This is a genomic window from Variimorphobacter saccharofermentans (assembly GCF_014174405.1).
Taxonomy (GTDB): Bacteria; Bacillota; Clostridia; order Lachnospirales; family Lachnospiraceae; genus Mobilitalea; species Mobilitalea saccharofermentans.
Genome location: NZ_JACEGA010000001.1, coordinates 1,574,715 through 1,595,899, shown reverse-complemented (window position 1 = coordinate 1,595,899; position 21,185 = coordinate 1,574,715). Strand labels below are relative to the sequence as shown.

Annotated in this window: 21 protein-coding genes; 7 read left to right on the top strand and 14 right to left on the bottom strand. The window is 38.2% G+C overall.

What is annotated here, in order from left to right:
- Positions 1 to 41: 41 nt before the first annotated feature.
- From H0486_RS06960 to H0486_RS06945, 4 genes are all read right to left on the bottom strand, one after another.
- Complete coding sequence (locus H0486_RS06960) at positions 42 to 1,211, bottom strand: isocitrate/isopropylmalate dehydrogenase family protein (RefSeq protein ID WP_228352309.1); 1,170 nt, start codon at positions 1,209 to 1,211, stop codon at positions 42 to 44.
- A gap of 116 nt (positions 1,212 to 1,327) precedes the next feature.
- Positions 1,328 to 2,722, bottom strand: coding sequence for a beta/alpha barrel domain-containing protein (locus H0486_RS06955; protein WP_228352308.1), 1,395 nt, complete (start codon positions 2,720 to 2,722; stop codon positions 1,328 to 1,330).
- A 697-nt stretch (positions 2,723 to 3,419) separates the two neighbouring features.
- Positions 3,420 to 4,151 carry a DUF554 domain-containing protein gene (locus H0486_RS06950; protein ID WP_228352307.1) on the bottom strand — a complete coding sequence of 244 codons (732 nt, stop codon included), beginning with the start codon at positions 4,149 to 4,151 and terminating at the stop codon, positions 3,420 to 3,422.
- Positions 4,152 to 4,179: 28 nt separating this feature from the next.
- Positions 4,180 to 4,743, bottom strand: coding sequence for a hydrolase (locus tag H0486_RS06945; protein ID WP_408647625.1), 564 nt, complete (start codon positions 4,741 to 4,743; stop codon positions 4,180 to 4,182).
- 366 nt (positions 4,744 to 5,109) lie between these two features.
- Here H0486_RS06945 and H0486_RS06940 point away from each other — a divergent pair, with 366 nt between their 5' ends.
- Together H0486_RS06940 and H0486_RS06935 are read left to right on the top strand one after the other, a co-directional pair.
- Positions 5,110 to 6,255, top strand: coding sequence for a trans-sulfuration enzyme family protein (locus H0486_RS06940; protein ID WP_228352305.1), 1,146 nt, complete (start codon positions 5,110 to 5,112; stop codon positions 6,253 to 6,255).
- Between the two features lie 44 nt (positions 6,256 to 6,299).
- A complete protein-coding gene (locus H0486_RS06935; protein WP_228352304.1) occupies positions 6,300 to 7,478 on the top strand; it encodes a MalY/PatB family protein in 1,179 nt (392 codons plus the stop codon).
- Positions 7,479 to 7,911: 433 nt separating this feature from the next.
- Here the strand turns inward: H0486_RS06935 and H0486_RS06930 are convergent, their stop codons facing one another.
- The 4 genes from H0486_RS06930 to rd form a co-directional block, all read right to left on the bottom strand.
- A complete protein-coding gene (locus H0486_RS06930) occupies positions 7,912 to 8,670 on the bottom strand; it encodes a tRNA threonylcarbamoyladenosine dehydratase (RefSeq protein WP_228352303.1) in 759 nt (252 codons plus the stop codon).
- Positions 8,664 to 9,515 carry a tRNA 2-thiocytidine biosynthesis TtcA family protein gene (locus H0486_RS06925; protein WP_228352302.1) on the bottom strand — a complete coding sequence of 284 codons (852 nt, stop codon included), beginning with the start codon at positions 9,513 to 9,515 and terminating at the stop codon, positions 8,664 to 8,666. The genes H0486_RS06930 and H0486_RS06925 overlap by 7 nt, the downstream gene beginning before the upstream one ends.
- Before the next feature lie 46 nt (positions 9,516 to 9,561).
- On the bottom strand, positions 9,562 to 10,695 hold the full coding sequence (locus tag H0486_RS06920) for a cysteine desulfurase family protein (RefSeq protein WP_228352301.1): 1,134 nt from the start codon (positions 10,693 to 10,695) through the stop codon (positions 9,562 to 9,564).
- A gap of 258 nt (positions 10,696 to 10,953) precedes the next feature.
- Positions 10,954 to 11,112, bottom strand: coding sequence for a rubredoxin (rd, locus tag H0486_RS06915; protein WP_228352300.1), 159 nt, complete (start codon positions 11,110 to 11,112; stop codon positions 10,954 to 10,956).
- 193 nt (positions 11,113 to 11,305) lie between these two features.
- Between rd and H0486_RS06910 the strand changes: the two genes are divergently transcribed.
- Together H0486_RS06910 and H0486_RS06905 are read left to right on the top strand one after the other, a co-directional pair.
- Positions 11,306 to 11,494: a ferredoxin gene (locus tag H0486_RS06910; RefSeq protein WP_228352299.1), complete on the top strand. Its 189-nt coding sequence runs from the start codon at positions 11,306 to 11,308 to the stop codon at positions 11,492 to 11,494.
- A 71-nt stretch (positions 11,495 to 11,565) separates the two neighbouring features.
- Positions 11,566 to 12,078: a ferritin gene (locus H0486_RS06905; RefSeq protein ID WP_267023485.1), complete on the top strand. Its 513-nt coding sequence runs from the start codon at positions 11,566 to 11,568 to the stop codon at positions 12,076 to 12,078.
- A gap of 89 nt (positions 12,079 to 12,167) precedes the next feature.
- Here the strand turns inward: H0486_RS06905 and xylA are convergent, their stop codons facing one another.
- The 6 genes from xylA to H0486_RS06870 form a co-directional block, all read right to left on the bottom strand.
- Positions 12,168 to 13,484, bottom strand: coding sequence for a xylose isomerase (gene xylA, locus H0486_RS06900; RefSeq protein WP_228352298.1), 1,317 nt, complete (start codon positions 13,482 to 13,484; stop codon positions 12,168 to 12,170).
- Between the two features lie 157 nt (positions 13,485 to 13,641).
- Positions 13,642 to 14,598, bottom strand: coding sequence for a S8 family peptidase (locus H0486_RS06895; RefSeq protein ID WP_228354380.1), 957 nt, complete (start codon positions 14,596 to 14,598; stop codon positions 13,642 to 13,644).
- 269 nt (positions 14,599 to 14,867) lie between these two features.
- Complete coding sequence (locus H0486_RS06890) at positions 14,868 to 15,782, bottom strand: helix-turn-helix transcriptional regulator (RefSeq protein ID WP_228352297.1); 915 nt, start codon at positions 15,780 to 15,782, stop codon at positions 14,868 to 14,870.
- A gap of 159 nt (positions 15,783 to 15,941) precedes the next feature.
- Positions 15,942 to 16,685 (bottom strand): MBL fold metallo-hydrolase, encoded by a 744-nt coding sequence (locus tag H0486_RS06885; RefSeq protein WP_228352296.1) that lies wholly within the window; start codon positions 16,683 to 16,685, stop codon positions 15,942 to 15,944.
- 93 nt (positions 16,686 to 16,778) lie between these two features.
- Entirely contained in the window at positions 16,779 to 17,123 is a 345-nt protein-coding gene (locus H0486_RS06880) for a cupin domain-containing protein (protein ID WP_228352295.1), read from the bottom strand.
- 512 nt (positions 17,124 to 17,635) lie between these two features.
- A complete protein-coding gene (locus H0486_RS06870) occupies positions 17,636 to 17,845 on the bottom strand; it encodes a hypothetical protein (protein WP_228352293.1) in 210 nt (69 codons plus the stop codon).
- A gap of 233 nt (positions 17,846 to 18,078) precedes the next feature.
- Between H0486_RS06870 and aroC the strand changes: the two genes are divergently transcribed.
- The 3 genes from aroC (at position 18,079) to H0486_RS06855 (ending at position 21,070) form a co-directional block, all read left to right on the top strand.
- The gene (aroC, locus tag H0486_RS06865; protein WP_228352292.1) at positions 18,079 to 19,182 is read left to right on the top strand and encodes a chorismate synthase; all 1,104 of its coding nucleotides are present in this window, start codon (positions 18,079 to 18,081) and stop codon (positions 19,180 to 19,182) included.
- A 251-nt stretch (positions 19,183 to 19,433) separates the two neighbouring features.
- On the top strand, positions 19,434 to 19,973 hold the full coding sequence (locus H0486_RS06860) for a helix-turn-helix domain-containing protein (RefSeq protein ID WP_228352291.1): 540 nt from the start codon (positions 19,434 to 19,436) through the stop codon (positions 19,971 to 19,973).
- A 20-nt stretch (positions 19,974 to 19,993) separates the two neighbouring features.
- A complete protein-coding gene (locus H0486_RS06855; RefSeq protein WP_228352290.1) occupies positions 19,994 to 21,070 on the top strand; it encodes an ABC transporter ATP-binding protein in 1,077 nt (358 codons plus the stop codon).
- The last annotated feature ends 115 nt before the right edge of the window (positions 21,071 to 21,185 follow it).

The window sequence follows — 21,185 nt, the reverse complement described above, 5'->3', positions numbered from 1 at the left end:
ACCTCCTTATATAAGTAGCCACACCTCAGGAGGTGTATATCCTACTTTAATTTCTCTATTGTTTCCATAACATAGTCAGCAAATTCTGCACCAGTAGCTCCATTTGATCTACCAGTTGTTACAATCTTCTTCTCAGTAACGGTACATATATCCAGCGCACGATACAGCTTATCTGCTTCTTTATTATATCCGATATGTGCCAATAACATTGCACCAGCACGAATCATACTACTTGGATCTGCATAAATATCGCGTCCCTCCTGTACCATACGAGGTGCAGATCCGTGAATTGCTTCAAACATTGCATATTTCTTACCGATATTAGCGCTTCCGGCAGTACCAACACCTCCCTGGAATTCTGCTGCTTCATCTGTAATAATATCGCCATAGAGATTAGGAAGAACCACCACCTGGAAGTCCTTTCTTCTTTTCTCATCAACAAGCTTTGCAGTCATAATATCAATGTACCAGTCATCCGCAGTGATATCCGGATACTCCTTCGCTATCTCACGGAAGATATCTAAGAACTTACCATCTGTGGTTTTAATGATATTTGCTTTTGTGACTGCTGTAACTCTTGTCTTACCATTTGCTTTAGCGAATTCAAAGGCAGCTCTGATGATACGCTCGGTACCCTGGGTTGTAGCGATTGTAAAGTCTACACCTAAATCTTCAGTAACATGAACACCCTTACTTCCCACTGCGTAAGCACCTTCTGTATTTTCACGATAGAAGGTCCAGTCGATTCCCTGCTCAGGAATACGTACCGGTCGAACATTGGCAAATAAGTCAAGTTCCTTTCTCATAGCTACATTAGCACTTTCTACATTCGGCCAGGGATCACCTTTTCTAGGTGTTGTTGTTGGTCCCTTCAGAATAACATGACACTTCTTTATTTCATCCAATACTGCGGGAGGAATTGCTGCATTTTCTGCTGCCCTTCTCTCGATGGTTAATCCTTCAATTACATGAAAAGCAACTTTTCCAGCTTTAATCTCATCCCTTAATAAATATTCCAGAATACGTTGCGCCTGGGATGTAATAGCCGGGCCGATACCATCCCCACCGCAAACACCGATTTTAATCTGATCCAAGGATTTGTAATCAATAAAGTCACCCTGAGCTTTCATTTCTTCAACTCGCTGCAGTTGCTCCTTTAGCAATTGTCCAAATCTTTCTTTCGCTGCTTCAATTTTCTCTGTTGATATCATAATCTTCTCCATTCCTTCGTATTTTTTTGTCGGGCCAGTAAATATCATAGGCACCGATAATTTCCATACCATTATTTATTCTATTCGGTTAAGGAACCCTTGTCAATCAAAAGTGCTTATTTGCTGATATGAATCCCTAATTCATTTTCCGTTTTCTGTATTATATCCAACAATTCATCATCAGTAATTACTGTTACACGCCCGGATTCATACTCCTCATCAACCCAGTTCTTAATCTTCTGAACAACGGGATGGCTCTTATCAACAGCTGCTTCTCCCTTTAACTTGTAGAAGCTATTAATCCAATGAGCGATTCCAGCAAGGCCCGAGGTGTTAGATACTGCAACAAGAACAGGACGATTGAGGAACTTCTCCGTATCAAATATATTATATATTTCTTCGTTCTTCAAGAGACCATCCGCATGGATGCCAGCACGGGTAACATTAAAATTCTTACCTACGAAGGGGGTTCTGGATGGAACCCGATACCCTATTTCCTTTTCAAAATATTCTGCAAGCTCCGTAATCACTGTTGTATCCATTCCGTCCAGGGTTCCCTTTAACTGGGCATATTCAAATACCATAGCTTCCAGCGGAGTATTACCTGTTCTCTCACCAATTCCAAATAAGGAACAGTTTACTGCACTTGCTCCATAAAGCCATGCCGTCGTAGAATTCGTTACTGCTTTGTAGAAATCATTATGTCCATGCCACTCCAACCATTTGGAAGGTACTCCGGCATGTGCAGTCAGTCCATATATAATTCCCTGTACGGAACGCGGTATTACTGCACCGGAGAAATTTACTCCATAGCCCATGGTATCACAAGCGCGAATTTTTACAGGAATATTATATTCTTTACTTAATTTCATAAGCTCCGTACAGAAAGGAATTACAAATCCATGGATATCGGAACGGGTGATGTCCTCGAGATGACATCTTGCAGCCACACCGGTTTCCAAGCATTCTCTTACGACGCTTAAATAATGATTCATCGCTTCTTTTCTAGTCATCTTCATTTTGTAAAAAATGTGATAATCCGAACAGCTAACCAGGATTCCTGTTTCCTTCATACCAAGATCCTTTACGAGTTCAAAATCCTTTTTACTGGCTCTGATCCAGGATGTAACCTCCGGGAACTCATATCCCTTCTCCATACAACGGTAAACAGCATCCCGATCCTTTTTACTATATAGGAAAAACTCACTTTGACGAATTAACCCCTTGGGTCCTCCAAGGCGATGGAAATAATCGAATAGGGTTACAATTTGCTCTGTAGTATAGGGTGCTCTGGATTGCTGACCATCACGGAAGGTCGTATCTGTAATAAATATTTCATCCGGAAGATTGTGCGGAACAATTCTATCATTGAAGGCGATCTTCGGTATTTCATCATAGGGGAAAAGATTTCGGAAAGTATTAGGTTCTTCGACATCCACGAGAGGATAGATTGGTTCCTCCAATTGAAGTAAATTGTTGTGAGGGTTGATATACACTTTTCTTTGATCCATAGTCATTTCTCCATTCTATCGTTCTGATTTTGAAATCAATTCAGCCCTTGATTACAGCCAAAATGCTTGAATTATTTCAAATTTTGTTTTATTGTATACAATTATACTCGTATTGTCAACGATTATTTACGATATAATTCAAATTTAACCAGAAATTTGAAGTTACGATTCTGGAGATGCACTCACGCCGGATGCATTAATTTAGTTACATGCTATTCTATTACAAAAAAGTAGGATTCTAATTGATATGCTTAGGCATATAGAGAGAATAATTGCATACCTTATATCCAATGTATGATTTGCACGAAGTTCGAATGGAGATGACATTATCAGCAGGACAATAGTGAGAAATAGTATTCCCCCTATATAGAGTTTGATTCTTGATTTATTTCGTTCCATTGTGTCGACCTCTTAATTTACATTGTTTAACATTTATTATACTGATTCAATTTCAGAAGTCAACATAATTTTCCTTATTTTAACAATTATTATTTAACTCTTTTATTATGCTTCAAACAGGCAAATACCTTTCTATACTGCAACTACTGGAAAAACGCTTCGCGAATTTCTATGGCTGCAAAAGCAGCCTTTGGGTATTTTAACCCATTTCCTTTATCCTCACGTAAATAAAAATACTGCTACTACATGATAATGTAACGGGTAGTGCTGTATCCCTAATGTAGTAACAGTATTCATATTATATCCATGTCTTAATAAATTCATATGCAATTGGGACTAACACTGCCGGTAGTAAATTACCACATTTAATCTTTTTCCCAAATATCATATTGATACCAATACCAAAAATCAAAACAGAACCAATAAAGGAAATGTTCGTAATCAGTTCCTCACTGAGATAGGGTTCCACATATTTAGCCGACAAGGTGATAAGCCCCTGATACAGTCCAAGCGGAATAACGGAAAAGAAAACTCCTATCCCAAGTGTTGAAGCAAAAAACACAGCCACAGTACCATCGATAAACCCCTTTGCATATAGCATGGATGCATCACCTGACAGTCCATCACGTAGCGATCCAATGATAGCCATTGCACCGATACAGAATAGTAGGGAGCTGCTAACAAAGCCTTCAACAAAGTTCCGTCCCTTCTCTCCCTTAACCTTTAGTTTTGCTTTGATAAACTCTCCGACCCGTTCCAGTCTTGCTTCAATATCGATTCCCTCTCCTATAAATGCTCCAATTGCCAGAGAAACAATCATTAGCATTACATTGGTTGTCTGTAGCTTCTGGTTCTCTACCAGATATAATCCCTGAAGAGCACCGCTGGCTCCTATGAATAGTACAGCAAGTCCAAGTGCATGCATTACTGTTTCCTGAAATCTTTGCTTTAAGCCGCCCTTTATTATGATACCAATTGTGGCCCCGATAATAATTTCAACCATATTAACGAGTGTACCTAATCCAACCATTTTCTCTCCTGTCTTAACTCATATTGACTTATACTAATCCTGTGGTTTGTTCTACCTCTCTTAATGCTAGAATGGTTCTCTGAATCAAATCATCTAGTTCCCATCCCAGCATCTTGGCACCGTTTTCGATAACCTCTCTAGAACAACCAGCGGCGAATTTCGGTGTCTTATATTTCTTCTTAACAGAGCTTAACTCTAAGTCCATGGTACTTTTGGAAGGACGCATGATAGCTACTGCACCGATTAATCCTGTCAGTTCATCCACTGCATACAGAACCTTTTCCATCTCATGCTCCGGCTTTATATCAACTGTAATACCGTATCCATGGCTGGCAGTTGCATGAATGATTCGGTCATCAATCCCTCGTTCCTTCATAATTTCCTGGCATTTTGTACAATGCTCCTCCGGATACATCCCAAAATCCAGATCATGTAATAATCCGACGATCCCCCAGAAATCAGCTTCCTCAGCATATCCCAGCTCTCTGGCAAAGTACTTCATTACACCTTCTACAACCCTGGCATGCTTTAAGTGGAACTCTTCCTTATTATATTCATTTAATAGTTCCCACGCTTCCTCTCTCGTTGGTATTTTTTTCAAACTAATCATCTTCTTTCTTTCAGTTTTGTTAATCTTTGACTTTATGTTAGTACATTTTAACATATCATTTTTTTAAATTCTACTATTTTATTGATTAGAAACTCTAATAAAAGTTGCTGATAAATACCAATATGTAAATTCTGACAGGCATTATCTATGTAAAATAAATTTTTCATAATATTGATATTGACGAACAATAAGCTTTCTATTATATTTATAGTATTCCTATTATATAAGTATGTTTTATCGGTTTTGAAAGAAAATAAATGAAAAAGGAGTCATGCCGCGCATTCTTCTTTCAAACGTATCAGCGCAGAATGAAATGGAATTCCATTTTGTTAGTGCATGGATAACAGGATGAATTATAAAATAAATACAAGGTGTCTTTACGGGAACAACACCACATCCTCTAAGGAACATTTTGGAGCTATCAGCTATCCAATTTATCAGACAGCAACCTTTGCACACCCCAGTGTGGGTAATAGTACTGGATATGATTATACTCGTGCACAAAATCCTACCAGAGAACAGCTTGAAAAAATACTCTGCTCTTTGGAACAGGGCTATGATGCCTTGGCATTTTCCAGCGGCATGGCCGCAATTACTGCTCTCATGGAGTTGTTTCAACCAGGAGATCACATCATTGCAGGTAACGATCTGTACGGGGGTACGATTCGTTTATTCCAAAGCATCAACATGAAAAATCAGATTTCCTTCGATTTTATTGATACCAGTAAGGAGGATGTGGAGCCTTACATAAGGCCACAGACAAAAGCAATATACATAGAAACGCCGACAAATCCAATGATGAATGTAACAGATATCGCGAAAATAGCCACTATTACAAAGCAGCATGGGATTTTACTTATTGTAGATAACACTTTTCTCTCACCCTACTTTCAAAATCCTCTCACTCTCGGTGCAGATATCGTAATTCATAGTGGCACTAAATTTATCGGGGGACATAATGACACCATTGCTGGCTTCTTAGTGGTAAATAATGCAGAATTGTCGGAGCAGCTACATTATATTACGAAAACCGTTGGATCCGGATTGGCTCCCTTTGATTGTTGGTTAATAATAAGGGGCTTGAAAACACTGGGTATTCGTATGGAACGACAACAGGAGAATGCATTTGCCATTGCTAACTGGCTTTTAACACATCCAAGAGTAAAAAATGTATATTATCCAGGTCTGCCAAATCATCCAGGATATGAAATATGTAAAAAACAAGCAACCGGTTTTGGAAGCATGCTTACCTTCCAGGTAGATAGTCCGGAAACAGCACTGCGAATTCTGAGGTCTGTAAAACTGATTCCCTTTGCAGAAAGCTTAGGTGGTGTCGAAACATTAATTACCTATCCAATGACACAAACCCATTCTGATATTCCTCAGGATCAAAGGGAGAAGACTGGGATTACGGATACCATTTTACGGTTATCTGTTGGAATAGAAGATGTGGATGATTTAATCGCTGATCTGAAACAGGCATTTGAAGAATAAAGGTGTCTTTCATTAAACCAATTACTAGTTGCTAAGGAGGTAACATGAATTACAATTTTGATTCCATAATTGATCGAAGAAATACGAATTGCTTGAAATATGATTTTATGCTGGAGCGAAAGAAACGGAACGATTTATTACCCCTCTGGGTCGCAGATATGGATTTTCGACTTCCAGATGAAATACTAAGTGATATTCAGAACGCAGTTTCGCATGGTATCTTCGGCTATAGCGATGTTAAGGAAGATTATTTTAAAGCAGTTCAGTATTGGTTCGAGGAAGAATTTCATTGGACTGTCCAACGAGAATGGTTAATAAAAACCCCAGGCGTGGTATTTGCGATTGCTCAAGCAATTAAAGCATTTACCCAAGAAGGTGATGCTGTTATGATTCAACAGCCGGTATACTATCCATTTTCCGAGTGTATTATTAACAATCATCGTAAGCTGGTCAACAACCAGCTCCGATATAATGACGGAAAGTATACCATGGATCTTGAAGACTTTGAAAATAAAATCATACAGGAAAAGGTAAAGCTTTTTATCCTATGCAGTCCTCATAACCCTGTAGGACGTGTGTGGACCGAGGCGGAGTTAAATGCCATCGGAGATATCTGTTTAAAGCATAATGTACTTATTGTCTCCGATGAGATCCATTGTGACTTTACTTATCCTGGACATCATCATACCATATTCGCCTCCCTAAAACAGGAATACTCCATGAACTCCATAACCTGCACATCTCCAAGCAAAACCTTTAATATGGCCGGTTTACAGGTATCCAATATCTTCATTCCCAATCCGGAGCTTCGGAAGGCTTTCTGCCATGAAGTAAATGCCAGCGGATACAGTCAGTTGAATGCACTCGGTTTGGTAGCCTGCAAGTCTGCTTATACGAAGGGACGTCCTTGGCTGAACGAAGTAAAGAATTATATAGAAGGGAATCTCAGTTATGTTCGAAGCTTTCTAAAGGAAAAGTTACCAGAGATAAAGCTGGTTGAGCCTGAGGGAACCTATCTGATCTGGCTCGATTGCAGTGAGCTTGGCTTAAACTACAAAGAACTTGAGGATCTGGTCATAGATAAGGCAAATCTATGGTTAGATGGCGGAATTATCTTCGGAAAAGATACCGCACTATTTGAGCGAATTAATATCGCATGCCCAAGGAGTATTGTTGAAGAGGCACTGAATCGACTTGAACGTGCCATCCATGGAATATCATGATGAATATATAAAGACATAACACCAGAGCGGATTATCTCATGTAATATACTAATTTATCGCATGCGATGTATTGATTATCTCACTCGATGAATTTCATGCGATGTGTTGATTATCGCATGCTATATCACATCACATGAAATAATTATTACATTACATTATTTCGTTTATTTACGCGAGGATGAGTTCGTATTACCAAATCATTGATTTGATAATACGAACTCATCCTCGATGGGGTTGTTGCATAATACATTTGCAGGGAATATGACTTACCATAATACACTGTCGGAAGAACAGATTGCTGTATTTTGTGTGAATCATGCGATTATTTATATTCGCATGAGACATACAAAATCAGCAATGTGTTCTTCCGTTCTGTGTGTGAGGTAAGTCATATTCCCTGCAAGTATATTATGCAACAGCCCCATGAATGGTTCTATCGCACACCACACAAATCTTTAATTACTTCTCCAGCTATGATTAATCCTGCGACCGAAGGAACAAATGCAATACTTCCCGGGATTTGGCGTTTCGCTGTACATTTTCGCTCCGCTCCCGGAGGACAGATGCAATTGGTTCTACAGCTTATCGACATATCCTCCAATGGCTTTCTTGCTGGTTCTTTAGAATATACAACCTTCAGCTTCTTTACTCCTCTATTCTTAAGTTCTCTTCTCATCACCTTCGCCAATGGGCACATAGAGGTTTTATAAATATCCGTCACTTCGAATTTCGTCGGATCCAGTTTATTACCGGCTCCCATACAGCTTATAATCGGAACGTTTTTTTCCTGGGCCCGAAGAATCATCTCTATCTTTGCGGAGACTGTATCAATGGCGTCTACAATATAATCATAATTAGAAAATTCAAATTGCTCAGCGGTCTCAGCCGAGTAGAAGCATTGATGAGCAGTTACATTAACCTGAGGGTTAATCTCTAGGATGCGTTCCTTCATAACATCAACCTTATATTTTCCTACTGTTTTTCTTGTTGCGATAATCTGACGGTTAATATTCGTGAGACATACCTTGTCATCATCAATGATATCAATGCTTCCCACTCCGCTTCTTACCAGAGCTTCTACTGTAAATCCTCCTACACCGCCTATTCCAAATACAGCAACCCTTGCGTTCTTCAGAGCATCCATAGCTTCGTTTCCTAACAGCAATTCTGTTCTTGAAAATTGATTTAACATGGGGTAGATCCCCCTTTCTTATCATAGTCATCCAGGAAATTATACTCCATCTCTTTATTATGATAACCAATGATAGTATCCAGATTCACATTGTGGACACTTCGGAAAATATTCATTTCAATGCTGGGATTAATCTGGCGGAATTTCTTGATTAAGCTTTTCATCTCCTGTCGTTTAGAGCCTCCTCCTCCGTTATCACAAAGGGTGCAGTTTTCTGTAAGTCGGCAGGCGCATTGGATAAATTGCAAATCATTATACTGTTTCCATGCAATAATATCCGCTTCCTTTACGAGATACATCGGTCGAATCAACTGCATACCGGGATGATTCGTACTATGTAGCTTCGGCATCATGGTCTGAATCTGGCCTCCGTAAAGCATTCCCATTAATATGGTCTCAATGACATCATCAAAGTGATGTCCTAACGCAATCTTATTACATCCAAGTTCCTGTGCTTTCTTATAAAGATATCCTCTTCTCATTCTCGCACATAGGTAGCAGGGAGACTGATCTATTTCTGCGACTATATCATATATCTGCGTGTCAAATATGGTAATCGGGATATTGAGCAGTGCAGCATTCTGAATGATTGTTTGTCTGTTAATCTCATTATATCCGGGATCCATCACCAGAAACACTGTTTCAAAAGGTATTTTCCCATGTCGCTGTACTTCTTGCATTAGTTTTGCTAGCAGCATTGAATCCTTTCCACCAGAGATACATACCGCTATTTTATCTCCCTCCTGGATTAACTGATAGTCGTTTACTCCATTTATGAACTTTTTCCATAATGGTTTCCTGAATTTTTTAATGATACTTCTTTCTATTTCCTGATACTTTTCCATTTATTATACCACTTTCTAACATAATTTCCACAAACCGGGTATTACTTCACTTCGTCACTGGCCCAGTCAGGGCATTATAGCACCTGTCAAAGGCCTGAAAGAATTGTACAATGTCTTCCTCCGTTGTAAGATGACTTAAGCTGATCCTCCAGGAACTCATCGCATTCTTCTTATCCTTCGTAATAGCCAATACAGGTCTGGAGGGTGTGTTTATAACAGAACAAGCCGATTTAGTTGACACGCAGACTTCCTCCTTTTCAAGTGCATCCTGAAACTGGGTTGCCTTCACTCCACTGACACTCAGATTAAGAATGTATGGGTAGGAATATCTTGTGCTATTAATACGTACCAATTTATACTTTTCAAAGCCTGAACGCAGCTTCTGATTCAATTCTTCTACTATATGATAACGCTCATCCAAATTCTTCAGGGCTAGCTCCAGGGCTTTTTCAATCGATGCAGCCATCGCCAGATCAGGAGTTCCACTACGATAAATGGTTGTACTGATGCCGCCATGAATCAATGGAGTTAATATCACCTTCTCCCTTTTTACCAAAATTCCACAGCTATTCAGCCCATAGAACTTATGTGGAGCAAAGGTCATACAGTCCATGTATTCAAATGACACAGGTAGCTTTCCAATTGCCTGCGTTGCATCACAATGAAACATACAGTTAGGATACTCCGATAATATCCTGCCAATTTCCGTAATTGGCTGTCTTATCCCAAGCTCACTGTCCACATAGCAAACAGAAACCAATATGGTATCCTTCCGAAGTAATTCCTTCAGATGCTCCAGATCTACCAGTCCATCCTCTGTGATATTCACAAGATCAATCTCGTATCCAAGACTCTGTAAATAAGTAAGTGCACCACTGACTGACGAATGCTCGAGACAAGTCGAGATAATGTGTTTTCCATTATGACGATACGCCTGCGCTATTCCCTTAATTGCCAGATTATTCGCCTCGCTTGCACCAGAGGTATAGATTAACTCAGAGGCTTTTACACCTATATGTGCTACTATTTTTTCAGTTATCTGGTCTAGCAGTTCTTTGGAAGCCCTGCCCATGCGATGTACGGAGTTCGGATTCGCAAAATACATATTATTTATATTCTGAAAGCAGCTCATTACCTCCGGATCAACCGGTGTATTGGCTGCATAATCTAGATAAATCATGTTCTTCCTCATTTCTAAGCAGCTCTATTCTTAATCCATCCTAATACTAATCATATAATGATATCTTTCAAACGTATATCTTAAGTGTTCCATCAATAAAGCTAAAATGTCAGAATAAATTTATAATAATCGTATCAACCTACTATGTCAATAGAATTTATATGGTTTACGGAACCCAAAAAAATTGCCTCAATCAAATATGGAAGTAATATCCTTCTTACCATACTGGTTGAGGCAGTTTATCCTTCTTAGAAATCATTATGCTTCCTGGAAATTGTCCTTACTAACACCACATACCGGGCAAACCCAATCATCCGGAATATCTTCCCACTTTGTTCCGGGTGCAATACCACCATCTGGATCTCCCAATGCTTCATCATAAATATAACCGCATACTGTGCATTCGTACTTCTTCATAAAACAGCCTCCATTCTATGCATTTAATAAATAGTATCTACCTGTTGTTACATAAATATGTATACCATAAAACTGGCAATTTCTCAATACAATTCTTTATAAAAGTGACAAAGTTCCATTCCTATGATATAATGAGTTAGCAACATACTTACCAATAATTACATAGCTTGGTAACAGGCAAAGGAGGTTTATTATGAAAGCGAAAATCGATCGTGAAGGATGTATTGGATGTGGATTATGTGCAGATACTTGTCCTGAAGTATTTCGTATGGCTGATGATGGGTATGCAGAGGTATATATTGATCCCGTTCCAGCTGAATGTGAAGGAACCGCCACAGACGCAGCTGATAACTGCCCTGTTTCAGTAATAAGCGTTGAGTAGTTTTTATATGGATACTTTATAAACTAATTAAGTAAGATAAATCTATAATATTGAAAATGGAGGTTATTATTATGAATCAATCAGTTATAGACTTATTAAATCAACAGATTAACAAGGAATTCTATTCCGCCTATCTTTACCTGGATATGGCAAATTATTATGCGGATCAAGGCTTAAATGGTTTTGAGAACTGGTTCTATGTTCAGATGCAGGAAGAACGTGATCATGCTTTACTATTCCGTCAGTACTTATTGAATAATGGTGAAAAGGTAAAATTAGATGCCATAGCAGCACCTGATAAAGAATTCAAGTCTTTCCGCGATCCTCTAATTATCGCTCTGGAGCACGAGAAATATGTAACCGCTTCCATTAATACCATTTATGAGGAAGCATATAAGAATAAGGATTTTCGTACCATGCAGTTCTTAGACTGGTTTATTAAAGAGCAGGGTGAAGAAGAAAAGAATGCGGATGATAATATTAAGAAATTTGATTTGTTCGCTGGTGACTCAAAGGGATTGTACATGCTCGACAATGAGTTGAAGGCAAGAATATATACTGCTCCTTCACTGGTATTAGATTAAGTAATTCGAAGAACTTCTTATATATAACAGGGTGTTGCATTAGCAACACCCTGTATTTATATCTAGATTATAATCCAGACTACAATTAATTATTTTGTTTCAAGAATATACTGATTTAAGATGCTTTCCAGCATTTCCTGTCTACCAGATTTGTTCGGTGTAGTACCGTTCTTTAAAGCATAAGCCTCTAATTCCTTAAAGCCTACCTTACCTTCAACGATATCCTTACCAATTCCTTCTTTATAACTAGCATAACGCTCTGCTTTGAAGTTCTCAAGAACTCCATCCTCAAGCAGTTTAGCTGCTACCTTTAAGCCCTTAGCGAACGCATCCATACCTGCAATATAAGCATAGAATAAATCATCATCCTGGAATGATGCACGACGAACCTTAGAGTCAAAGTTCAATCCGCCCTTAGTAAATCCACCTGCTAACAGGATTTCATACATTGCTAATGTTGTATCGTATACGTTTGTAGGGAATTGATCAGTATCCCATCCAAGCATCGGATCACCAGTGTTTGCATCAACGCTTCCGAGTACATTGTTAATTCTACTCATGTTAAGCTCATGCTGGAATGTATGTTGAGCTAAGGTTGCATGGTTTGCTTCAATGTTCATCTTGAAGTAATCCTGTAAGTTGTATTTTCTTAAGAATGCAAGTACGGTAGCTGTATCAAAATCGTATTGATGTTTAGTAGGTTCCTTCGGCTTAGGCTCGATTAAGAACTGTCCGGTAAATCCGATTTCCTTTGCATAGTCTACTGCCATCTGAAGTAATCTAGCAAGATTATCTAATTCTAATCCTGTATCCGTATTCAGTAAGGTCTCATATCCTTCACGACCGCCCCAGAATACATAGTTAACGCCGCCTAATTCCTTTGTAATTTCCATTGCCTTCTTAATCTGTGCTGCAGTATATGCGAAGACAGTTGCATTACAGGATGTACCTGCACCATGAACGAACTTATCATCACCAAATGCATTAGTTGTTCCCCATAAGCACTTGATTCCGGTACGAGCCATCTCTTCCTTAATTACCGCTACGATCTCATCCAATCTCTTATTGGTCTCTTCGAGAGTCTTTCCTCTTGGAGCAATATCCTGATCATGGAAGCAGAAGAACGGAATCTGCATCTTCTCCATAAATTCAAAAGCTGCATGAACTCTCTCTTTTGCCTTCTTCATAGGATCATCGGTCTGATCCCAATCACGGCTCATGGTAGTACCACCAAATGGATCCGTACCCATATATGTCAGTGTATGCCAATATGACATAGCGAAACGAAGCTGGTCTTTCATTGTCTTTCCCATAACCACTTCATCCGGATTATAATACTTAAAAGAAAGTGGGTTTTTACTCTGAGGTCCTTCGTATTGGATTTTTCCAATATTAAAATATGCCATTTCTTAATTCCTCCTTAACCATGTAATTTATAAATCTTAATTTTCTTTATTAGGAAGCAAATTCCTGATAATATTATTATAATGCATTTTTGAAAATAATCAATAATAATTTGTAAATTTATTAAACTAAATCAAAAATATATCTTAAAATCGTTTTTTATTCTAAAAGTCTTCGAACATTCAATAACCCCCATCCCTGTTTCTCCCAATGCTGGCCAAGATCAATCGCACTGCTTCTTAACTTTAGCTTGACCTCTCTATTCGTCAGTTCCGGATGTGCGGACAGAAGCAAAGCAATTGCTCCGGATACAACGGGAGTAGCCATCGATGTCCCGCTCTTTATTGTATACATCATAGGTGATTCTTGTGTAGACAGGCGTCCTCCTGCATTCTTTCCTCGAGTATTATACCGACTGATATTACAGGATATAATATTTGAACCGGGAGCAACAATATCTGGCTTCTTAATGCAAAAAGGAGTCGGACCTCTCCCTGAATAATCCTTTGCTTTACTATTTCCAAATACCTCTACTGCAATACTGTCATCGGAGGAGCCTACTGTAATAACCTTTCTACTGATTCCGGGTGTGGAAATAGACATGGGACCGGGTCCATTATTACCAGCTGCTACAACGACAACTATTCCATTATCCCACACTGCATTTACTCCACGAACCAGAAGTGAATTCTCATCCAGATTATCCTTTGCAGAGGTGCCAACTGAAATATTCACAATACGAATATTATACTTCTTTTTATTATCAATTATCCATTGAAGACCTGCAAGAACATCGGAAATATTACCATCCCCACGGTGATCCAGTACTTTTACTCCAATAAAGTCACATTCGGGAGCAATTCCCTTATATTTCCCTTTTGATGAGAATCCGTTTCCTCCTATAATTCCTGCCACATGAGTACCATGCCCATTGTCATCATAAGGCTCAGTCCGATGAGCCAGAAAATCAGCAAAAGCTATTACCCTGTTCTTGCCCTCTACAAAATCTTTATGTAGCGCAATCCCCGTATCAACGACTGCCACACCAACACCCTTTCCTAAGTAGCCGTGTTCATGTGCCCAATGGCATTCAATTATATCGTTTACATGGTTCATTTGAGCTGTGATGTGCGTATCCATTTCCATACTAATAAGACCATCCAGAGAACGTATATACTCCAACTGATCTTCTTCGACTTCTATCACATATGCATCAATCATGGGAAGCTTATATTTAATTTCTCCAAAATTCTCTATGGTCTTCAGTCTTTTTTCATACTCCCTGCAATGCACTATAACCTGGACTTTATGCTTTCTGACCATATTTTAGCTCCATAGTCTTTTGTATAATCCTATTCCGATAGCTTTGCCAATATAATAGAATTTTAACTATAGTAATGGATAGAATAGACCTTTCGATACTGCGTTGGTGTATAATGAAGAACTTTCTTGAAAACTTTACTAAAATAACTGATATCATGAAATCCGGTTCGTTCACATATTTCGTCAACGGAAAGCTCAGTATCTCGTAAAAAAGTAGCTGCCATATTAATGCGAAGCTTTATCAAATACTGGTTAATGGACTCCCCTGTATATTCTTTAAAATTGGTTAGTAAAGTAGTTCTATTTGTATGAAACATCTCAGCTAACCCTTCAATGGTAATCTTTTTATTATAATAAGCTTGAAGATAATAGATTACGTCTACCACCAAACGATTATTACCATTAAAGGACAAAGCCTTATGAACGTCCTCATCCTCTTCCTGTCTCGCAATCGAAAACAGAATTTCGAATAAATAGGAACGGCTGCGACATGGCCAATAATTACTCTCCTGGCTCAGTAGCAGCTTACTTAACAATTGTATTTTTTGTTCAATCAGCGAGGAATCAATCGTATGTAATGATAGTATTTTACTGGAAGCATCTGCACCATGTAGGAATTGCAATATATAATAAAGATCCATCTGCTCGGTCTGTGTAAATTTCGAATTTGAATTATTCACCACGTTAAAATTGAAGGTGTTATTAAGAATTGCTGGTGTAAACCATACTATCCTAATCAAATCACTTTGCAATTCTAAAAATTCGATTCGGTCTATCTCATTCAGGCAAATGGTACATGCTCCTATTAAGATAAATTCCTTACCGTTAAGAAGAAAGTGATTGGTTCCAGATTTAAGGAAAATGATTTTATAATATTCTCCGGCTCCTTTCCGTTCTAAATCAGCTAATTCTTCTGTTACAGCCATGGGTAATTTATAGCCAATATAATATTTAAATCCAACCGTAAAGAATTCCATAAAAGCACCTGCCATCAATTGTAATATAATAGCTATTATAATCGATTACAGATGCAATGTAAACATATCCTGTTATAAAGATTTACACAATTCAGGGACGAAGAACCGATAGATTCTTCTATCAATCGGTTCTTCGTATAACAAAGTATTGGGGAATAACTAATATATATGATTGTTCAACACGCGAAATACATTAAGCTTTGTACTCGGAAGTTCTTCTTTCGAAATACTGAGGTAATTATTATATTCCTTAATCTGTCCATACTTAATTTCAAGGACAGGTATTGTGCTATCAAAATAATGTGTAGGAATAATAATTCTCGGATTAAGCTGTTCAATAATTCGAAATCCCTTTTCATTCTCTAGAGTCATGTCCGAATAGCTGTTTTCAAACTGCATAAAGGCAATATCAATATTACCCAACTGGAGTACTTGTTCTCTCGTTAATGAATTCTGCCCAATATCTCCCATATGAGCGATTCGAAGTCCATCCACCTCAAATACTATAATAACATTTCCCGAATCTTCTGTTACATTATCGTCACTATGGGAAGAAGGAATAGAATATATACGAAAATCCCTTGTATATATTTTTCCTTTTTCATATAGTATCTTCGGAACCTGATAGGTTTTAAGATAGTCAATATCCGTATGATCCGGATGTGCATGTGTCGAACAGATTGCTACCGGCTTGATATCAACAATCGACTTCTGCGGCATTTCTGTCGGATCAACTACTACATTTTGTCCCTTCGATGAAGAAATTATATAGCTCGTATAAAGATAAGTCTTACTCGTAGAAACTGTTTGAATTAAAACCTTACCTGTATTATTATCCGTAATTGGCAAAACATTCTTCACTACATTCTCCGTCGAGGTAACAGTATCATTTGATTTATCCATAAAACCCCCCCTTATTATTTATCCAAATAATAGCATAGAGGTTTTCTTAATCCTATGTAATTTCTACAATTAGATTGTAACTATTTACAGTTTTTAGAATACAACAGTAAGAAGCATCTTAAATTGCTCCTCTCCATAAACTGCATGAGGTACGTGGTTGGGCATTATCAGAGTCTCCCCCTTGCTTAATAGAAAAATCTCCTCACCAACAGTAAATTTACCAGTACCATCAAGTATGGTAACCATTGCATCTCCATCCGATGAATGAGAACTGATTTCTTCTCCTTTATCAAAGGAAAATAAAGTGATACTCACATTTTTATTTTGCACTAAGGTTTTACTGACAACCTGTCCCTTTTGGTAGGTAATTTTCTCATCCAGTTTTAAAATCTTTGCTAATTCGATATTTTTTAGTTTATATTGCTTCTGTTCGCTCATAATAACCTCCTATAATATTATCATTCTAGATAAGTATTTTTCTGTGTTTAGTATTCCCTTGTTGTACTTAAGTATGTTCTCTTTTCTTTAAAAAAATAATAACAGCTATCCAATTACTAGTTTGTAGCTATGGCTACATTTTATCTACAAATTTTACGATTATTATTTCTAAAAATAGGAAATCAGTCAAGCTAAGCTACATATGATAGCAATGTAATTAATATTAGGAGGAACATACAATGAGTGATTTAGCAGCAACACATTGCGACGCAGGAAGAGATAATGACTGCAGTTGGATTATCATCCTTATTCTCTTATTATGCTGCTGTGGCAACAATAACAACGGTCCCTTTGGTGGCGGTTTCGGAGGCGACGGCTGCAATGGCATAATTTGGATCATCATTCTCCTCTGCTGCTGCTGTGGCAATAACGGTTTCTTCTAAAAAATGCCACAATAGTGCAAATTCAGACCGGTAAAAAGAAAAAGCTGCGTAGCTCGCAGCTTTTTTCTTTTACTTTCTATATCTTTTCTGTCGTTTCAGTCTTTCATAGCATTCCCTGTCTATTTCATATACGGTATTATCTTCAATTACCAAATCACTATCTTTATCCCCCAGTTTATTGACCGCATCATTTGCATCGGAATGATTCCAAAGAGAATTACTATGCTTTTCCGGCTGTGATCCGGGTACACTACCGTAACGATAAGTTGGGTCGCTCATATCATGCCTCAAATATATGTTATCATTTTAGTATATGATTATTTTACATAAATGTCCTTAAAACGATTGAAAGTCTATATATTTTCCTATATACTTGTAATAATTATTAGGACGTCAAAAGTCTTATTCGCACTTATATATTCATCGAATTTCTATTGAATTGACTTTTTACAACCTAATAAATATATTCTTCTGGAAGAATCAAATGAGAAAACAGAGTAGAAAGGAGAACTATGTCAGGTTCCGTATTTGGCACTATATTTAAAATCAGTACTTGGGGAGAATCTCATGGACAAGGAATCGGAGTCGTTGTGGATGGATGCCCCTCCGGTTTAAGATTGGATGAAGAATACATACAAACATATTTGAATAGAAGAAAACCAGGCCAAACAAAATATTCCACACCACGAAAGGAAGCAGATAAGGTTTCCATTTTGTCCGGTGTATTTGAAGGGAAAACAACTGGTACTCCTATTTCTCTTATTGTTTATAATGAAAACCAGCGTTCTGGTGATTATTCTAAGATAGCCAGTTATTATCGTCCCGGACATGCTGACTATACCTTTGATCAAAAATATGGTTTCCGGGATTATCGTGGCGGCGGGCGGTCCTCAGGCCGAGAAACTATTGGAAGGGTAGCTGCTGGCGCTATTGCCTGTGCAATACTAAAGGATTTAGGAATAGAAGTACGGGCTTTTACCCGATCCATAGGTCCGATCTCAATTAATGAGGAACAGGCCTCAATCGATCAGGCATACTTAAGTCCTTTATACATGCCGGATCTGAAGGCTTCTAAGGAGGCAGAGGATTATTTACTGGAGCAAATGAACCAGCACAACTCAGTAGGCGGTATTATCGAATGTATCGTAACCGGCATGCCCGCCGGAATTGGTGAACCCGTATTTGATAAGCTGGATGCTTCTCTATCAAAAGCAGTAATGTCCATAGGAGCAGTAAAAGGGGTAGAAATTGGAGATGGCTTTCAATGTGCCATGAAGCTTGGTTCAGAGAACAACGATTCCTTCCTTGTCCTGGATGATGCTAAGGTATCCAAAGCCAGCAATCATGCCGGAGGAATATTGGGTGGAATTAGCGATGGTTCCGATATTATTCTTAGAGCCGCCATTAAGCCCACTCCATCCATCTTTCGAACACAGAATACCATTAATCAGAACAAGGAAAATATAGAAATTCAGATTCAGGGACGACACGATCCTGTCATTGTCCCCAGAGCTGTGGTTGTGGTAGAAGCAATGGTTGCAATCACTTTAGTCGATCAGCTCTTTATGGGAATGGCCTCAAGAATGGATCGGATCAAAGAATTTTATAAGAAATAGCTATTTATACATTCATTCGTTACATATTCATGCTACATACACAAGGCGGAATTTGGTTCTGTTTTCAGGACTTTATTTTCGCCTTTTATTTTGCCATTTTATGGCTATTTTGATATAGTAATATTTAATGTAATATTTATTTGAAAAGATATTGACAATGCAAATTATATTAGTATAATTTATATTGTTGCTGTTTAGCTAGGCTAAACTTCAAGTTTATTGGCAGTAAGATTCAGAAAGGAAGTTCTACAATGAATATCGGATCAAAAATCAAGGAACTACGAATCCAGAAAAGCCTTACTCAGGAGGAGCTGGCAGATAGAGCAGAGTTATCTAAGGGCTTCATATCGCAACTGGAGCGAGACTTAACCTCTCCTTCTATTGCTACCTTGGTAGATATTCTTCAGTGTCTTGGTACGAATCTGGAAGAATTCTTTAGTGGAACAACAGCGGAGCAGGTGGTATTTAAAAAATCTGATTATTTTGAGAAGTATGATGCAGATCTGAAAAATGAAGTAAAATGGATTATACCAAATGCTCAAAAAAATATTATGGAACCGATTTTATTAACTCTGGATGCGGGTGGCTCTACCTATCCCGATAACCCCCATGAAGGAGAAGAATTCGGATATGTATTAAACGGAAGCATCACCCTGCATATCGGTAATCGAAATTATAAGGTAAAAAAAGGGGAATCCTTCTATTTTACAGCGAATAAACAGCACTATATCACTGCCTCGGAAAAAACAGGCAGCACCCTTCTCTGGGTATCCACACCACCCAGCTTTTAAGTGAAAGGAGGCTTCTTCTTATGACAGATAATAAATTAATCAATCTTGTCAATATTTCAAAATCCTATGGCGATAACATCGTTCTTGACGAGTTGAATTTATATATTAGAGAAAACGAATTTGTAACCTTATTAGGTCCTTCCGGCTGTGGGAAAACCACTACCCTGCGAATCATCGGAGGCTTCGAGACTCCTAATCAGGGGCAAGTTATTTTTGAGGGAAGAGATATTACCAAGCTCCCTCCCAATGAGCGTCAGCTGAATACTGTGTTTCAAAAATATGCTCTGTTCAATCATATGACGATTGCTGAGAATATTGCATTTGGGCTTAAAATAAAGAAAAAAAGCAAAGCCTACATAATGGATAAGATAAAATATGCATTAAAACTGGTGAATCTGGAAGGCTTTGAAAATCGTATGCCTGATTCCTTAAGTGGTGGCCAACAACAGCGTATCGCAATTGCAAGAGCCATCGTAAATGAACCAAAGGTTCTTCTATTAGATGAACCGCTTGGTGCACTGGATTTGAAGCTTCGTCAGGATATGCAATATGAATTAATACGACTAAAAAATGAGTTGGGAATTACCTTTGTATATGTAACTCATGATCAGGAAGAGGCATTGACCATGTCAGATACCATCGTGGTTATGAACCAGGGTTATATTCAACAGATTGGTACGCCTGAGGATATCTACAACGAACCAAAGAACGCATTTGTTGCAGATTTCATTGGCGACAGCAATATCATAGCTTCTACTATGGTGGAAGACAAGCTGGTAAATATTCTAGGTGCTAATTTCCCCTGTGTTGATGTCGGCTTCGGTAAAAACAAGCCTGTTGATGTTGTTATTCGACCAGAGGATATTGATCTTGTGAAACCGGAAGAAGGTATTATTACTGGTGTAGTCACTTCTCTTTTATTTAAGGGAGTTCATTATGAGATGGAGGTTTTAGCCAATGGACTCGAATGGCTTGTTCATTCTACGGATCTATCCCCTGTAGGAACTCAGGTCGGTATAAAGGTAGATCCTTATGATATTCAAATCATGAACAAACCGGAATCAGAAGATGAACAGGCTGTTGAGATTGAAGAATAACACTTCCCTATCCTTTTGGTTAAATAATACGAATGATTGAAATACTACTATTCGTAGAAAGTTTTACTATTATTTGAATAATCCTATGGAGATGAAGCTGTCATGAATCCGATAA